This window comes from Nocardioides sp. GY 10113, assembly GCF_004919105.1.
Lineage (GTDB): Bacteria > Actinomycetota > Actinomycetes > Propionibacteriales > Nocardioidaceae > Nocardioides.
In genome coordinates, this window is sequence record NZ_STGK01000014.1 from 24,294 (window position 1) to 40,141 (window position 15,848).

The window sequence follows — 15,848 nt, forward strand, 5'->3', positions numbered from 1 at the left end:
GGGACCGAGCGAGGGGCCAAGGTCCTGTGGACCTCGGCCCGAGGACGGGCTCGCTCAGGGGACGGTCAGGACGACGTCGACGAAGTAGTTGGTGCCCGAGCCGGACAGGTTCGGCAAGCCCGAGCTGAAGAGCCGGTAACGACCGTTGGGGCTGGCGATCGTGTGCGCCGGCGCGGTCAGGGGACCCGCGGTGAAGGCTGTGTTGAAGAAACCCGAGGTCGTGGAGTAGCGCCCTCGAGGGGCGTAGTAGGAGACCAGGTAGGTGCTGCCTGCCGTCACCGCCACCGGGGTGGAGAGTGTGGCGGTCTGCCAGCCCGACGCGGTCTCGCCGGTGAAGGTGACGGTGCCGAGACGCTGACCGCCGGTCGTCCAGATCGACCCGGTGTGCGTACCCGTGTTGGCGGTCGCCTTGTAGAAGCGGATCGCGGTGACCCGGCCGTCGACCGACGGCCGGAAGAGCGTCGCGACCTCGGTCGCCAACGTCGAGAGCGACGTCGTGGCGGGTGTCGTGCTGCCGAACATCGTGTGCGTCGTCGGAGGCGTGGTCGTGAAGGTCCAGGTGCTCGTCCCCAGCGTGGCTCCATCGGTCGACGTGACCCCCGTCAACGTCACCGTGTAGGTGGCGCCAGACGCCAGCGCCGCGCTCGGCGTGAACGTCAGGGTGGTGCCGTCAGTCGACAGCGCCGCGGCTCCGGCCACGGCGCTGGTGCCCTGGCTGAGGGTCATCGCCCAGCCCGTGGTGCGGATCGGCGTCGAGAACCGCGCGCTGGGAGTCGTCGAGGTGGGGACGTCCACCGCTCCGCTGGCCGGCGTGGTCGAGGCCAGCGAGATCGTCGGGGTCGGTGCCGGCGGAGTGGCGCCGGAGACGAAGAGGGCATCGACGAAGTAGCTGGCCGAGTTGTAGGAGTATGCGGGAAAGCCGCCGCCGGCGGCGTAGAGGTAGCGGCCGTTGTTGCTGGCGGGAGCGGTCAGGTTCCCGCTCACCAGCGGCTGGGCGAAGAAGCCTGACGTGAAGGCGTAGTGGCCCTGCGGCGCGTAGTAGGACGCGATGTACGTGGTCCCGGCCGTGACGTCGACCGGCGTCGAGAACAGGGCGGTCTGCCAACCCGTGGCGCTCTCGCCCTGGAAGGTCACCGTCGCGAGCCGCTGGCCGGAGGCGCTCCACAGCGAGCCGGTGTGGATACCGTCGTTGCCGGCCCCCTTGTAGAAGCGGACGCCGGTGATCCGGCCGTCCACGGCAGGCACGATCACCGTGCCCAGTTCGACCGGGGCACCGTCGTTCGCGGCCGCCGTGGCCGGCAACTGGCCGGTGAAGAGGGTCTCCGGGTCCTCGTTCGATCGGGTGTGGAACATCCAGGACTGGTCAGGAAGCGTGGCGCCTCCGGCGGAGGACACCCCCGACAGCCCGACGGTGATGTCGGCGTCGGCCGGCAGGGCATCGGCGGGGACGAAGGTGAGCACCGTGCCGCCACCGGACTGAGTCGTGCTGCCGGCGATCACCGTGCCGCCCGACCGGACCGACATGCTGGCCGCGCCGGTGACCGCCGTCGAGAACTCGACCTCGATGGTCGCGCCGCGCGCGACACCCGTGGCGCCGGGCGCCGGATCCTGCCGGACGATCGTCAGGGGGTCGGGGGACCGCTCGAAGACCACGTCGACCATGTAGTTGCTCGACGATCGCGCCGAGGGGAACCCGGTGCCGTACGTGTAGGCGCCCGAGTCGGGGGCCACGCGCAGCGGGTCCCGGGAGAGGTTCGTCTGGAACCCGCTCGGGGTCACCGAGTAGCGGCCGACCGTGGTCCGGTAGGAAGCGATGTACTCGGTGTCGCGAGCGATCGGGACCGGCGTGGCGAAGGTGAGGGTCTGCCACCCAGCGGTGGACTCGCCCGAGAAAGTGCCGACGGCCAGCTGGGTGCCGTCCATGGCCCAGAGGGCCCCCGTGTGCGCGCCCGTGTTGCCCGCTCCCTTGTAGAACCGGACACCCGTGATGGTGCCGTTCGCGCTTGACGCGAACCGGACGCCCAGCGTGACCGCATCCGTGTCGTTGGCTTCCAGGACAGCGGGTACGGCATCGTCGTCGAAGAGCGTGCACGGGCAGACGCCGGCTGCGCCAGCGGGCTTCGCGGTGGTGAAGCTCCAGGTGCCGCCCGTGACGGAGTGGCCGACCTGGTCCGTTCCGACCACCGCCACCTGGTACTTCACGAAGCCGGGGAGCGGGGCCGACGGCGTGAAGGTGAGGGTGCGGGACGTGGCGTCGTAGGTGGTGCTACCGGTCACCCTCTGGCCGTTGGCGTCGGTCACGGTGATCCCTGCCGAGCCCGCGACGATGGGCTTGGAGTAGGTCGCCTGGACGGTCGTTCCGATCGGGACGCTGGAGGATCCGGGGAGCGGCCACTGGCCACTCAACTGGAGCGGCGAGTCGTCGACCAGCACGAAGACCGGATCGACGTAGTAGTTCGAGCTCTGGTAAACGCTGGCGGGGAACTGCCCCGTAGCCCCGTAGACCCCAGCCGGCTGCGCGCCGTAGCCTCCTGCGACCCGCAACGGCTCGGAGACGCGCGGCGCGTCGTAGAAGGCGTTCTTCTGGACGGCGTACCTACCTTGCGGCGCCGTGTACGACACGACGTAGGTCTCTCCGGCGGAGACCGCCACCCCCGTCGGGAAGGTCGCCTTCTGCCATCCGGTCGCGGTCTCGGCCTCGAAGGTGACCCGGGCCAGGAGAGCGCCGCTGGCGCTCCACAGCGACCCGACATGGGTGCCGCCGTTGCCGGTCCCCTTGTAGAAGCGGACTCCGCTGATGTAGCCGTCACGGGTGGCGCTGAACCTCATCCCGAGCTCGACGGCGCCGGAATCGTCCGCTGCCGGCGTCTCCGGCACCTCGTCCCCGAAGACACTGCACGGGCATGCCACGGAGACGTCACGGCTCGCCGTCGCCCCGATGTTGGCGCTGTCGTCGGTCGCCCGCACCATGATCGCCACGTTTCCCTGACCGCGCTGGAGGTAGGAGTACGACCACGAGGAGGTTCCGTTGGCCGGGTGCCAGGTCGCCCCGCCATCCCCCGAGACCTCCACTCCGGCGACCCGCCCTCCCGTGTCGGACGCGGTCCCGGCGACGGTCACCGTCGCGCCGTTGGCCACGTTCGCGCCGGCCGCAGGGCTTGTGATGGCGACCGTCGGACCCGTCGTGTCCGTGGAGGCGGTGGCGGGCGTCAGCGCGGGGTCCAGGGTTCCGGGCTGGGCCCCCATGTCGGCCAGCAGGTTGACCTGCGCCTGCTGCATGCGGGGATCGGCCGGCTCGGCGGCGTACGGACTGTCGTGCTCGGAGTCGAGGCCCCAGGCCCACTGGATGGAGCCCGCGCTGAAGACCAGAGCCCCGCTGGGAGCGCGGTACATGGTGACGTGGTGGGTCGTCGTCCCCGGGGTGACCGTGTTTCCGTAGTCCCGTAGGTACTGCGAGGTCGGACCGGTGGTGGTCGAGAGGCGGACGAGTCCGGCCGGGCGGTGCCCGTTGTCGAGGTCCTCGTTCGACTCGTAGCCGACGGTGTGCGGCGCGAGCGCCGCCGTCGTCCCCGGCGCCAGCGATCCGAGGCCTGTGTTCCGCCAGAGCCGCAGCTTCCCCTCCTCGGCGCTGACGGTCACCGGCAGGTCGCTGGCGTTGGACATGTAGGCGGTGCCGGTCAGCTCGTTCTCCGGCCGCCCGGCGCCCGCCGACGCCGCCGCGAATCGTGGGTCGCGCCAGGTGCCCGTCCATTCGGCGGAGGGATCGATCTTGGCGTTGTCCCAGGTCTCCTTGTACGAGACCAGCGTCCGGTAGCCGGTGCCGTTGAGGTCCTTCTCGTACCGGGTGCGCCAGTAGATCTCGTTGCCGGAGAGGAACATCAGATTGACGCCGGCGTCCCTGGCTGCTTCCACGTTGGCACGCTGCGCGCCGCTCCAGTACTCGTCGTGGCCGACCGACAGGAAGGTCTTGTGGTTCCGGAGCAGGGCGCCGTGCCGGTCGGTGTCTACGCCGGCGATGTAGCTGACGTCGTAACCGTTCCGCTCCAGGAAGCGGATCGTCGGGTACTCGTTCGCAAAGAAGAAGTCGCGCCCTCCGGGGCCACCACGGGTGATCACCGGCCGGTTGTAGGAGATCTTGTACGCCCGGCCGTTCTCGCCACCCGTGTAGAAGTCGGCACCGCCGTAGTCGTTGTACGCCTGCCACGTGGGGTCGGAGGTCTGGAACACGAGGTCGGAGGTGTTGCTGTCGTCGCGCACCACGAACGTGATGTGGCTGGACGCTCCGGTATCCCGGCGCTTGAGGTGGGCGATGTACACGCCTGAGACGGCCGCGGTCGGGACGGTCCACGAGGCGGAGACCATCCAGTTGCCGCAGTCGTACAGGGCGGTCTGGACGTCGGAGACGCACTGCGGTTGCTGCTGCGGCAGCGGGGCGCTGGGCTCGATCGAGGTGATCAGCCGCGCACCGTCCCCGTCGTAGTAGCCGATCCGGTAGATGTCGATGTCGTAGGACGAGGCGTCGGTGTCGACCTTGAAGTCGATCTTCTGGCCCACGTCAACACTGATGTCGGTGGCGAAGCCCTGGATCGTGTCACTGCCAGCGCCCCAGAAGTCGTCCCAGACGGCGGGATCCGTTCCCGACTTGCTGTTCTCGCAGACGACGGGGTTGCTCGACGGCGCGCACGGGTCCACCGCCGCCAGAACCGAGGTCGGGGTCGCCGAGGCCCGGGTCGCCGAGGCCCGGGTCGCCGAGGCCCGGGTCGCCGAGGCCCGGGTCGCCGAGGCCTGGGGCGCCGAGGCCTGGGGCGCCGAGGCCTGGGGCGCCGAGGTCGCGGGAGTCGCCAAAGCGGAGGTGGGCGTCGTTAGCGCGCCGGCCCCGAGCGCCGCTGCCACGACGAGCGCAGGCAACCGCCGGATCGCGGACGAAACCCTGGATCGGAGTCTGCTGTTTCGGGCCACCACGCCGTCCTGTCTGTCTGCCGGGGTAGTTCGTTGCGGGCCCAGGAGCGACGGGCAAACCGGCTCGCTCCAGCGGCCCCCGGTGGCCCGACCCAAGCCCAGACAATCCCGCCTATCCGAGCGCGCGGCCGACCAAAACGGCACCGTTCCCCGATTTCGGGGAGTCCCCTTCCCTTGCCCGTCGACCGCGCACCTGATCACCGTGACCACTTCTGGGTAACCGGTCCCCGCCCGACACGCCTCGACGCTCCCGAGGGCCGAGCCTCCTCTGGTCCGACGACTAGGAGGGGCGATGACCCGGAACGCAGCGAGCAGCGACGCAGCCGCGGTGGCGCCGTCGGCCGACGTCGACGCCAGCGCCCGCATCGGCGCGGGGACCCGGATCTGGCACCTCGCGCAGATCCGTGAGGATGCGCGGGTCGGTAGCGAGTGCAACATAGGCCGCGGCGCCTACCTCGGTCCGGGCGTGACCATGGGCGACCGCTGCAAGGTGCAGAACCACGCGTTGATCTACGAGCCGGCCGTGCTCGAGGAGGGCGTCTTCGTCGGCCCCGCCGCGGTCTTCACCAACGATCTCCACCCCCGGGCCGTGACACCCGACGGCGAGCTGAAGAGTGCCGACGACTGGGACGCCGTGGGCGTCGTGGTGCGCGCCGGTGCCAGCATCGGCGCCAGGGCCGTGTGCATCGCCCCCGTCGTCGTGGGCCGCTGGGCAATGGTCGCGGCTGGATCCGTGGTCACCCGGGACGTCCCCGACCATGCGCTGGTAGCCGGTGTCCCTGCCCGGCGGATCGGCTGGGTGGGCGAGGACGGACGCCGCCTCGTCGCGGTCGGCGACGGGACGTGGCGGAGCCCCTCAAGCGGGCGGGAGTACGACGAGACGACCGATGGTCTACGCCCCCGCCGCGACTGAGACCGACGTGACCTCCGCGACCCGTCGCCGATCGACCGCCCTGGGGGTCGCGGCCCTCGTATCGGTCGCGGCGGCGTCCAGGACGCCCACGTTCCTGGTCTGGGGACGCCAGCAACTGCCGCCCCTCCTTCACAGCGAGCCGGCCTTCGTCGGCCTCGGCGACCGGCCGCAACGGGCCGACGGGGGCGCGGGTGCAGCGATGAACATCCTGCTGGTGGGCACCGACCTCCCCGGGACCGACGCCTCGGGCCTCGACACGACGACGCTCCTCCACCTCGCCGCGGACCGGAGATCGGTCGAGGCAGTCTCCATCCCCACGGCGAGCTGGGTCCGGGTGCCCGGCCGCGGGCACGCGGCGTTGGACACGGCGTACGACCGAGGCGGCCTGCCGCTTCTGGTGCGCACCCTGGAAGACCTCACCGACGTCCACATCGACCACGTCGCAGTGGTGGGCTGGCCCAGCATCGCCTCGCTCGTCGACGCCTTGGGTGGGATCGAGGTGACGGTCCCCGAGGCCTCCGAGGCGTCGGCAGGGCCTGCCTGGCCGCCTGGCCGCCAGACCCTCGACGGCGACGCGACGCTCCGCTACGTGGGAGTGCAGTCACCCGGGGACGCGCTGAAGGACGTCCGGCGTCAACAGGTCGTCCTGCGGCAGCTGGTGCAACAGACCCTGGTGCAGGAGCTCCACCGCCAACCGAAATCGCTGGTCCGCATCGTCAGGCAGCTGCTGACCTCCGTCGCCGTCGACGAGCGTTGGACCTCCCTGCGGCTCCTGTTCTTCGCAGCATCGCTCTGGAACCTCCGCACCAACGACATCCGCTTCGTCACGGCGCCCATCACCGGTTCTGGTGACGAGGGCGCCCGACGCGTGGTCTACCTGGCGCGCCGTCGCGGGGCGGAGCTGTGGCGCGCGGTCCGCGCCGACCGCGCAGATACCTGGTTGATCGACCACCCCGGCGCAGAGACCCCTTGGAGCGTCCAGTGACCGCCGTGCCCAACCCGCAGATGGCCCCTGTGGCAGATGCCCAAATTGCGGCATGCCCGGAGAACAGCGCGAGGAGAACCGTAGTGCCGCAAGCACCGATCGCCATCCGAACCACACCGGGGGGAGCAAGGGTGACCACCCCGACGCTGACGACGCCGACGCTCACCGCCGTACCGAGCGCAGCAGCATCGAGAGTCCGGGCGCTGGGATACGGCGGTACACGCTTCGCCCAGTGGCTGCCGGAAACCGTCGCCATCGCCCTCGGCCTTGTGGTGATCGCCTGGATGATGGGGCACCTCCCTCCAGCCGCGGTGGTGATCCTGGCCGTGGTCTGGCCCGCGCTCGTCGCGATCACCGGAACCCACCGCCTTCGCGATGTGGCGGGCACCCACCTTGTGCGTGTCCGTGCAGTGATCCAGGCGGGATGTCTCTTCGGGCTCGGCTGCTGGATCGTGGGAGTCCTGACACCCCTTCCGGTCCACGAACGTGCGCTCCTCGCACTGACCGCCACGCTGACCGCCGTGACCGCCATTGGATCCCTCGCCGGCAGCAGGACGCCGGCCGCGCCGACTCGACTGCTGATCGCCGGCCAGGAAGCGGAAGTAGCCGACGTCCTCGCGGAGATCGAAGCGATCCGACAGCCCATTGTTCCGGTCGCCATCTGCTCACTGGGCGGGCCGAAGCACCCGTTCAGCGGCCTACCCGTCAGCGATGGCCTCTCCTCGGTGGCCGAGACCGCGCAGCAGAGCGGTGCGAATGCCGTGATGGTGTTGCCGGGAGCCTGTGTGAGCTCACGCGAGCTGCAGCGCCTCGGGTGGGCCCTCGCCGCCAGCAACACCCACCTGTTCCTCGGCACGGGGCTCCTCGACGTTAACCCTGCGCGCACCGCCGTCGCCAAGATGGGTGGCCTGCGGCTGCTCCACGTCCGGACGGTCCCCGAACGTGGTCCGATGCGGGCCTTCAAGGGGGCCACCGAAAGGGCCGTGGCGGGACTCGCCCTGCTCGCTCTGTGGCCGGCGCTGCTAGTCGTGGCCATTGCCATCCGCTGCGATTCACCGGGTCCCGCACTGTTCCGCCAGGAGCGCGTCGGCCGGGACGGCCGGACGTTCACGATGCTGAAGTTCCGCACGATGCGGACCGAGGCCGAGGTCGTGAAGGCGACGCTGAGCGACCAGAACGAGGGTGCCGGCGTCCTGTTCAAGATGCGCAACGACCCGCGGATCACGCGGATCGGCGCGGTCCTCCGCAAGTACTCCCTCGACGAGCTGCCCCAGCTGGTCAACGTGGTCCGCGGCGAGATGGCCCTGGTCGGCCCCCGCCCGGCGCTGCCGGACGAGGTGGCCCGCTACGACCACGACCCGCGCCGTCGCCTCGCCGTCAAGCCGGGACTGACCGGCCTGTGGCAGGTCTCCGGGCGCTCGGACCTCTCCTGGGACGAGTCGGTCCGCCTGGACCTCGCCTACGTCGACAACTGGTCCCTGGCGCTGGACCTGCAGATCGTGATGCGGACGTTCGGCGCCGTCCTGGGCCACCGCGGGGCGTACTGACCGGTTCCGTCCCGGGTGGCTCGCACGCCCTCGGAGCGCCGCCGTGACCGGTCAGGTGCCGAAACGGCGGTGCCGCTGGGCGTAGGCCCGGATCGCCCGCAGGAAGTCGACGCGTCGGAAGTCGGGCCAGTAGGCCTCGCAGAAGTAGAACTCCGACTTCGCGCTCTGCCAGAGCAGGAACCCGCCCAGCCGCTGCTCCCCGGAGGTGCGGATCACGAGGTCCGGGTCGGGCTGCCCCTTCGTGTAGAGGTGGTCGGAGATCATCTCGACGTCGATGCTCTCCGCGAGCTCCTCCAGCGACGTGCCGCTCTCGGCCGCCTCGGTCAGCAGCGACCGGACCGCGTCGGCGATCTCCCGCCGCCCGCCGTACCCCACCGCGACGTTGACCAGCATGCCGTCCACGTCCGCGGTGCGGTCCGCCGCGGCCTTGAGCCGCTCCGCGGTGGTCGCCGGCAGCAGGTCGAGGGCTCCGACCGGATGCAGCCGCCAGCGCCGCTGGTCGGCGAGCGAATCCACGGCGTCGCCGATGATCTCCAGCAGCGGGTCGAGCTCGGCCTGCGGGCGGTTGAGGTTGTCGGTGGAGAGCAGCCACAGGGTGACCACCTCGATCCCGACCTCGTCGCACCAGGTCAGCAGGGGCTCGATGTTCGCAGCACCGGCGCGGTGACCGTGCGCGGTGTCGCGGCCGACCGCCTTGGCCCACCGCCGGTTGCCGTCGAGCATGACGCCGATGTGCTGCGGGAGGTTGTCCGGCATCCGGCGCAGCATCCGCGCCTCGTAGACCGGGTAGAGCACCCGGCGTGCTCCCCGCTTCCAGTCCGCCACATGCCGATCGTAGGACACGCGGGGACCGCCGCGACCAGTTCTGGATCGCGGCGCCGTGGCGGCGGGCACACTGGACGGTGGACCGACGCGAGGACGTCGCGACGACTCGGATCACGAGAAGAGGACGACGCATGACCGCTGCCTGGCACCCCGATCCCTCCGGACGACACGACCTCCGCTACTGGGACGGGTCGGCGTGGACCGATCACGTCGCCGACGACGGCGAGATGTCGGTCTCCCCGCTGGACGTCCCGCCCGAGGGAGAGGCCCCCGTTGCTCCGCCCGGACCGGCTGACGAGCAGTCGGCCGCAAGCAAGGGCACGGGCACGGGCGGCATCAGCGGCGAGCTGATCGACGGTCGGTACCGCGAGATCAGCGGTCCCGGCCCGCAGCGCCAGAACACCCGCCTGCTGCGGGTGCGGATCACCGAGCCGTTCCTGGCCCGGCAGGGCTCGATGGTGGCCTACCAGGGGAACGTCAACTTCGCCTACCAGGGCAGCGGGGCGAGCAAGTTCCTCAAGAAGGCGTTCACCGGCGAGGGCCTGCCGCTGATGCGGGTCGAGGGCCAGGGCGACGTCTTCCTGGCGGACCGCGGCCTGCAGGTGCACCTCCTCCACCTCGACAACAGCGGACTGTCCGTCAACGGCAACCGGGTGCTCGCCTTCTCCGCCGGGCTGGACTGGAACGTGGAGCGGGTCCGGGGCGGCAGCATCGCGGCCGGCGGGTTGTTCAACACCACGCTGCGCGGCACCGGGTGGGTGGCGATCACCACCGACGGCGCGCCGGTCGTCCTCGACGCCGGGGAGGCGCCGACCTTCGCCGACGCGAACGCGCTGGTGGCGTGGTCGCTGCACCTGCAGACGACGCTGCGCTCCACCTTCACCGCCGGATCGATGATCGGCCGGGGGTCGGGCGAGGCGTTCCAGGTCTCGTTCGCCGGCCAGGGATTCGTGATCGTGCAGCCCTCCGAGGGCGGCGTCGCGCAGCACAGCCACTGACCCCCGACCGCACCGATCTCCCGCGTTTTACGACCCTGTTACCGACCGTCAGTAGTCTGAGCGACATGAGCCAGGCCATCCACAACGCAGGAGACAGCGTCCGGGCCGGCCTCGAGTCGATCGGCGAGACGATCGCGGAGGTCAAGCCCCGGTTGCGCGGCTGGCTGCACCTGGCGAGCACGCCGCTGGTGCTGGCGGCGGGGATCGTGCTGATCGCGCTCTCCCCGACCGCCGCGACGCGGATCGGGTCGGTGCTCTACATCGGCTCGGCGCTGCTGCTGTTCGGGGTGTCGGCCACCTACCACCGCGGCACCTGGTCCCCGCGCGTCCTCGGCGTGCTGAAGCGGTTGGACCACTCCAACATCTTCCTGTTCATCGCCGGCTCCTACACGCCGTTCGCGCTGATCCTGCTGGACGGGACGGCACGGGTGGTGATGCTCTCCGTGGTGTGGAGCGGCGCACTGCTCGGGGTGGCGTTCAAGGTGTTCTGGCCGACCGCGCCGCGCTGGCTCTCGGTGCCGATCTACATCGCGCTCGGCTGGGCGGCGATCTTCTTCATCCCGGCGTTCTTCGACGGCGCCACCCAGCTCGGCGTCGGGATCGGCATCGCGATCTTCGTGCTGATCTGCGTCGGCGGCGCCCTCTACACCTTCGGCGGCCTGGTCTACGGCTTCAAGCGCCCCAACCCGTGGCCGCGGGTCTTCGGCTTCCACGAGGTCTTCCACGGCCTCACCGTGCTGGCCTTCGTGACGCACTACGTCGGCGTCTCGATGGCGACGTACGCGCTGCGCTGACGCGCGCTACGCACGCTCCAGGAGGACCAGGGCCTCGGCGTGCGCGGTCTGCGGGAACATGTCGAAGACCTGCCCCCGCACCGGCCGGTAGGAGGCCATGGTGGACAGGTCGCGTCCCAGCGTCACCGGGTTGCAGCTGGAGTAGAGCACGTGCCGCACCCCGGAGCGCTCCAGCCACCCGGCCAGCTCGCCGCCCAGCCCGCGCCGCGGCGGGTTGACCACGACCAGGTCGGGGCGCGCGGCCGGATCGCTGCCGGCGGCGTACGCCGTCGCGTCGCCGGCCAGGAACTCCACCGTCCCGGGCGCCGACATCTCGGCGCGGCTCTGCTCGGCGCTGGCGATCGCCTCGGCGCTGATCTCGACCCCGGTCACCCGTCGCCCGGGTGCGGCCAGGTGCAGCGCGAAGCCACCGACGCCGCAGTACAGGTCCCACACGCTGGCCGGCGCCACGTCGGCGACCCACTCCCGACCGCGGGCGTAGAGGGCGGTCGCGACCGGGGTGTTGGTCTGGAAGAAGCTGCGCGGGCCCAGGTGCAGCGTCACGTCCGGCAGCCGCATCGGCAGCGTGCGCTCGGGCGTGAGCACGATCTCCCGCTCCCCCTCCAGCACCGCGGCGTGCGCCGGCTGGACGTTGAGCGTGACCACGCGGACCGCCGGCAGCGCCTCGAGCAACCACGCCAGGTGCTTGCGGATCCGCGCCTCGGCCTCGGTCGAGCGCAGCACCCAGCGCACCATCAGCTCGCCGTCGGGCGACTCGGTGACCAGCACGTGCTTGAGCTCCCCACGGCGGGCCGCGACGTCGTACGGCGCCAGGCCGGCCCGGGTGACGAACTGCGCGAGCGTCGGCAGCGCGGCCGCCAGGCCCGGGGTGTGCAGCGCACAGTCGCGCAGGTCGACGCCGCCGCCGCGCGGGTCGAGGATCCCCAGCGTCGGAGCCTCCGTGGTGCCGGCGACCACCATCTTCGCCTTGTTGCGGAACCCGGCCGGGGCGCTCGCGTGCGGCGCGAGCCACCGGGTCCCACCCTCCCCCGGCGCCGCGGACGCACCGGACGCCACGGCCTCACGGGCCGCGGCGTCCTTGGCGACCAGCTGCTCGTCGTACGGCGTCGGCAGCCACGTGCAGGACCGGCACTCGCCGGCGGTGTAGTGCGCGCAGTCGAGGACCGCGTGGAGCATCGCGGTCAGCTCAGTCCTTCTTGCCGCCGCGGCCGTACAGCGCGCCGACGATCCTGGTCAGCTGCTTCTCGGCCCGTGCCGTGCGCTTGAACGTGGTCAGCGCCAGCACCGGCTTCATCCGCTGCCGGGCGATGGCGTGGGCGTAGGTGAACTCCTTGAGCCCGTCCGGGCCGTGGATCCGGCCGAAGCCGGACTCGCCGATCCCGCCGAACGGCAGGGTCGGGATGCCGGCGAAGGAGATCACGCCGTTGATGGCGGTCATGCCGGCCCGCAGCCGCTCGGCGATCTCCATGCCCTGCTTGGCGGAGAAGACGGTGGAGCCGAGGCCGTAGGCGGTGTCGTTGGCCAGCCGGACCGCCTCGTCCATGTCGGCCACCTTGGTGACGGTCACCGTCGGCCCGAAGGTCTCCTCCTTGATCGCCGCCGAGTCCTCCGGCACGTCGACCAGGACGGTGGGCTGCACGAACCGCTCGCCGACGGCGTCGGCGCCGCCGACCAGGGCGCGGCCGCCGCGCGCCAGGGCGTCGTCGATGTGCCGCTTGATGGTGTCCATCTGCTTCGGCATGGTGATCGGGCCGACCTGCTCACCGGGGCCCGCCTTGACCTGCTTGGCCTGCTCGACGAGCTCGGCGACGAAGTCGTCGTAGACCCGCTCGTGGACGTAGACCCGCTCCACGCCGACGCAGGTCTGGCCGGCGTTGCCGCAGGCGCCCCACAGCGCCGCCTCGGCGGCGTCGGCGATGCTGGCGTCCTCGGCCACCAGCAGCGCGTCCTTGCCGCCCGCCTCGATGATCACCGGGGTGAGCGTCTCGGCGCAGGCGGCCATGACCTTCTTGCCGGTCGGCGCCGAGCCGGTGAAGGCCAGCTTGTCCACGCCGGAGGCGCACAGTGCGCCACCGGTCGCACCGAAGCCGGTGACCACCTGGAGCACCGGGCGGCCGACGGCCTCCTCGAAGGTCTCGGCGAGCCAGACGCCGACGCCCGGCGTGTACTCGCTGGGCTTGAAGACGACGGCGTTGCCCGCGGCCAGCGCGTAGGCGATGGAGCCCATCGGGGTGAACACCGGGTAGTTCCAGGGGCCGATCACGCCGACGACACCCAGCGGCCGGTAGGCGACGCTCGCGGCCTGGTTGGCCATCAGCAGGCCGGGCGAGACCTTCTGCCGGCCGAGCACCTTCGGCGCGTGCGCGGCCGCCCAGGCCAGGTGGTCGATGGCCAGCGAGATCTCCAGCAGCGCGTCGCCCTTCGGCTTGCCGGTCTCGGCCGACATCACCGCGGCCAGCTCGTCCATCCGGCGGGTCACCAGCGCGCGCCAGGCGCCGAGCTGCTTCTTGCGGCCGTCGAAGCCGAGGCCCTGCCACCAGTCGGCCTGCCGGCGCGCCTCCTCGACGGCCGCCTGCACGGCTGCGGCGTCGTGGATCGGGTGGGTGCCGACGACCTCCCCCGTCGCCGGGTTCAGCGAGTCGAACGTGGTGGGCGCCTCGGTGGCGTCGGCGGTGACGGCCTCAGTGGTGGTCATGCCCCGAATCTACTGTGCAGTACGCACGACCGCGACCAAGTCGGGGTCGGTGACCGGACGCTCGCAGACCTGCCCCCGGCACACGTATGCCGCCGGGTGCCCGTCCACCGGCTGCCGGCCCTGCAGGAGGGCGATCCCGGGCACCGGGCCGGCCGCGGCGACCACCACCGCGCCGGGCAGGGCGAGGGCACGGGACTCCAGGGCGTCGCGGGCGTCGCCGGGCGGGCCGACCACGGCGACCTCCAGCGGCCCGTCGAGCGCGGCCGTCGCGGCGGCCAGCGTCCAGCCGGCGAACCGGGGCGCCTTGTCCACCAGCACCGCTGCGGTGGCCAGCGCCGCCTCGGCGACGTCGCGGTAGCGGCCCTCCCCGGTCAGCGCGTGCGCCTCGAGCAGCGCGTGCACGAGGCTGGAGAAGCCGCTGGGCGAGGCGTTGTCGCCGGGGTCGCGCGGCCGGGCGATCAGCGCCTCGGCGTCGGCATGGGTGTCGTGGAACCCGCCGTCGGGCGCGGCGAACCCGGCCACCGCCGCATCGATCAGGTCGGTGGCATGGCGCAGCCAGCGCGGGTCAGCCGTCGCCTGCGCCAGCGCCAGGAAGCCCGAGGCGACGCAGCCGTAGTCCTCCAGCACTCCGGCGTGCGGGCCGGCGACGCCCTCCCGGGAGACCCGGAGCAACCGCACGCCCTCGACCCCCTCGACCGCGGCAGGGACCAGGTGGACCCGCTCCAGCAGCTCGGCGGCGGCGCGGGCGGCGGCGACGTACTCGGGGCGGCCGGTGCGGCGGCCGAGGTCGCACAGCCCGCTGATCGCCAGCCCGTTCCAGGCGGCGACCACCTTGTCGTCGCGTGCCGGGCGCGGCCGCTGCCCCCGGGCGTCGAGCAGCCGGGCGCGGACCTCGGCCAGGCGCCGGACGTCCCGCGGATCGGTCGGGGCGTGGCGCAGCTGGAGCGTCGACGTCCCCTCCTGGCGTCGGTCGCTTCGCTCCCCGCCTGCTGACGCATCGAAGGTGCCCGCCTCGGTGACCGCGAACAGCTCGGCCGCCCACCGGCCGCGCTCCTCACCGAGCGCGTCGACGAGCTGCGCCGGGGTCCAGGCGTAGAACGCGCCCTCCTTGCTCTCCCCGCCGGGCTCGACCAGGCTGTCGGCGTCCAGGGAAGAGGCGAAGCCGCCCTCGGCGGTGCGCAGCTCGCGGAGCAGGAAGTCGGCCGTCTCGGTGGCGACCCGGGTGCCCTGCTCGGTCCCCAGCCGGGCGCAGAGGCCGATCAGCTGCGCGTTGTCGTAGAGCATCTTCTCGAAGTGCGGAACGACCCAGCCGCGGTCCACGGCGTACCGGGCGAAGCCGCCGCCGAGCTGGTCGTAGATCCCACCCCCGGCCATCGCCGCGGTGGTGCGGGCCAGCATGTGCCGCGCCCGCTGCTCCTGCTCGGCGGGCAGCACGCCGGCGTCGGCCACGCGGCGCAGGAACTCCAGCACCATCGTCGGCGGGAACTTCGGCGCGTCCCCGAAGCCGCCGGCCATCGGGTCGAAGTCGCCGGCCAGCCGCGCCACCGCGGCGGTCAACCGCTCCGCGTCCAACGGGTACGACGGCAGCTCGACCTGCTTCGCGAGGTGCTCGGCCACCCGGCCGGCGGTGGTCCGCACGTCCTCCCCGCGGTCGCTCCAGGCCTGGGCGAGCGCCGTCAGCACCTGCGTGAACGCGGGCTGCCCGTGCCGCGGCTGGTCCGGGAAGTAGGTGCCGGCGAAGAACGGGGCGCCGTCATGGTCGACCACGACCGTCATCGGCCAGCCGCCGTTGCCGGTCAGCGCGGTGGTGGCCTGCATGTAGACCGCGTCCACGTCCGGGCGCTCCTCGCGGTCGACCTTGATGTTCACGAACCGCTCGTTCATCAGCGCGGCCGTCGCCTCGTCCTCGAACGACTCGTGGGCCATCACGTGGCACCAGTGGCAGGCGGCGTACCCCACGCTCACGATGACCGGCACGTTGCGGCGCCGGGCCTCCTCGAACGCCTCGGGGCCCCACTCCCACCAGTCGACGGGGTTGTCGGCGTGCTGGAGCAGGTAGGGGCTGGTGGCGGACGCGAGTCGGTTCGGCACGCAGCCCACGCTAGCCGGCCGGCCGGGGAACACCGGCCCGA

The 15,848-nt window shown here is 71.9% G+C and carries 10 protein-coding genes; 5 read left to right on the forward strand and 5 right to left on the reverse strand.

The genetic code is table 11. From position 1 onward, the window contains the following. Nucleotides 1–54: 54 nt before the first annotated feature. Nucleotides 55–4,845, reverse strand: a complete 4,791-nt coding sequence (locus E8D34_RS16085; RefSeq protein ID WP_240771405.1) for a DUF4082 domain-containing protein — start codon at nucleotides 4,843–4,845, stop codon at nucleotides 55–57. A gap of 406 nt (nucleotides 4,846–5,251) precedes the next feature. Between E8D34_RS16085 and E8D34_RS16090 the strand changes: the two genes are divergently transcribed. The 3 genes from E8D34_RS16090 to E8D34_RS16100 are packed head-to-tail and all read left to right on the forward strand — an operon-like array spanning nucleotide 5,252 to nucleotide 8,404. Continuing rightward, entirely contained in the window at nucleotides 5,252–5,872 is a 621-nt protein-coding gene (locus tag E8D34_RS16090; protein WP_136595674.1) for an acyltransferase, read from the forward strand. Further along, nucleotides 5,847–6,857, forward strand: coding sequence for an LCP family protein (locus E8D34_RS16095; RefSeq protein ID WP_136595675.1), 1,011 nt, complete (start codon nucleotides 5,847–5,849; stop codon nucleotides 6,855–6,857). Before E8D34_RS16090 ends, E8D34_RS16095 begins: the two co-directional genes overlap by 26 nt. After that, nucleotides 6,854–8,404, forward strand: coding sequence for a sugar transferase (locus E8D34_RS16100; protein ID WP_206056763.1), 1,551 nt, complete (start codon nucleotides 6,854–6,856; stop codon nucleotides 8,402–8,404). Before E8D34_RS16095 ends, E8D34_RS16100 begins: the two co-directional genes overlap by 4 nt. 51 nt (nucleotides 8,405–8,455) lie before the next feature. Here the strand turns inward: E8D34_RS16100 and E8D34_RS16105 are convergent, their stop codons facing one another. Continuing rightward, entirely contained in the window at nucleotides 8,456–9,229 is a 774-nt protein-coding gene (locus tag E8D34_RS16105; RefSeq protein ID WP_136595676.1) for an isoprenyl transferase, read from the reverse strand. Between the two features lie 131 nt (nucleotides 9,230–9,360). Here E8D34_RS16105 and E8D34_RS16110 point away from each other — a divergent pair, with 131 nt between their 5' ends. After that, nucleotides 9,361–10,227, forward strand: a complete 867-nt coding sequence (locus tag E8D34_RS16110) for an AIM24 family protein (protein ID WP_136595677.1) — start codon at nucleotides 9,361–9,363, stop codon at nucleotides 10,225–10,227. Between the two features lie 65 nt (nucleotides 10,228–10,292). Next, nucleotides 10,293–11,021, forward strand: a complete 729-nt coding sequence (locus E8D34_RS16115) for a hemolysin III family protein (protein WP_136595678.1) — start codon at nucleotides 10,293–10,295, stop codon at nucleotides 11,019–11,021. A gap of 6 nt (nucleotides 11,022–11,027) precedes the next feature. Here E8D34_RS16115 and rlmC read toward each other — a convergent pair whose 3' ends face one another. Genes rlmC through E8D34_RS16130 form a run of 3 tightly spaced genes read right to left on the reverse strand, consistent with a single transcriptional unit; the run spans nucleotide 11,028 to nucleotide 15,807 of the window. Continuing rightward, complete coding sequence (rlmC, locus tag E8D34_RS16120; RefSeq protein WP_136595679.1) at nucleotides 11,028–12,197, reverse strand: 23S rRNA (uracil(747)-C(5))-methyltransferase RlmC; 1,170 nt, start codon at nucleotides 12,195–12,197, stop codon at nucleotides 11,028–11,030. A 10-nt stretch (nucleotides 12,198–12,207) separates the two neighbouring features. Further along, nucleotides 12,208–13,716: an aldehyde dehydrogenase family protein gene (locus E8D34_RS16125; protein ID WP_136595680.1), complete on the reverse strand. Its 1,509-nt coding sequence runs from the start codon at nucleotides 13,714–13,716 to the stop codon at nucleotides 12,208–12,210. 9 nt (nucleotides 13,717–13,725) lie between these two features. Continuing rightward, entirely contained in the window at nucleotides 13,726–15,807 is a 2,082-nt protein-coding gene (locus E8D34_RS16130) for a thioredoxin domain-containing protein (protein ID WP_136595681.1), read from the reverse strand. Between the last annotated feature and the right edge of the window lie 41 nt (nucleotides 15,808–15,848).

Coding starts and splice junctions, on each gene's coding strand:
- E8D34_RS16095 (WP_136595675.1), top strand. CDS start 5,847: ATGGTCTACGCCCCCGCCGCGACTGAGACCGACGTGACCTCCGCGACC.
- E8D34_RS16125 (WP_136595680.1), bottom strand. CDS start 13,716: ATGACCACCACTGAGGCCGTCACCGCCGACGCCACCGAGGCGCCCACC.
- E8D34_RS16090 (WP_136595674.1), top strand. CDS start 5,252: ATGACCCGGAACGCAGCGAGCAGCGACGCAGCCGCGGTGGCGCCGTCG.
- E8D34_RS16110 (WP_136595677.1), top strand. CDS start 9,361: ATGACCGCTGCCTGGCACCCCGATCCCTCCGGACGACACGACCTCCGC.
- E8D34_RS16115 (WP_136595678.1), top strand. CDS start 10,293: ATGAGCCAGGCCATCCACAACGCAGGAGACAGCGTCCGGGCCGGCCTC.
- rlmC (WP_136595679.1), bottom strand. CDS start 12,197: ATGCTCCACGCGGTCCTCGACTGCGCGCACTACACCGCCGGCGAGTGC.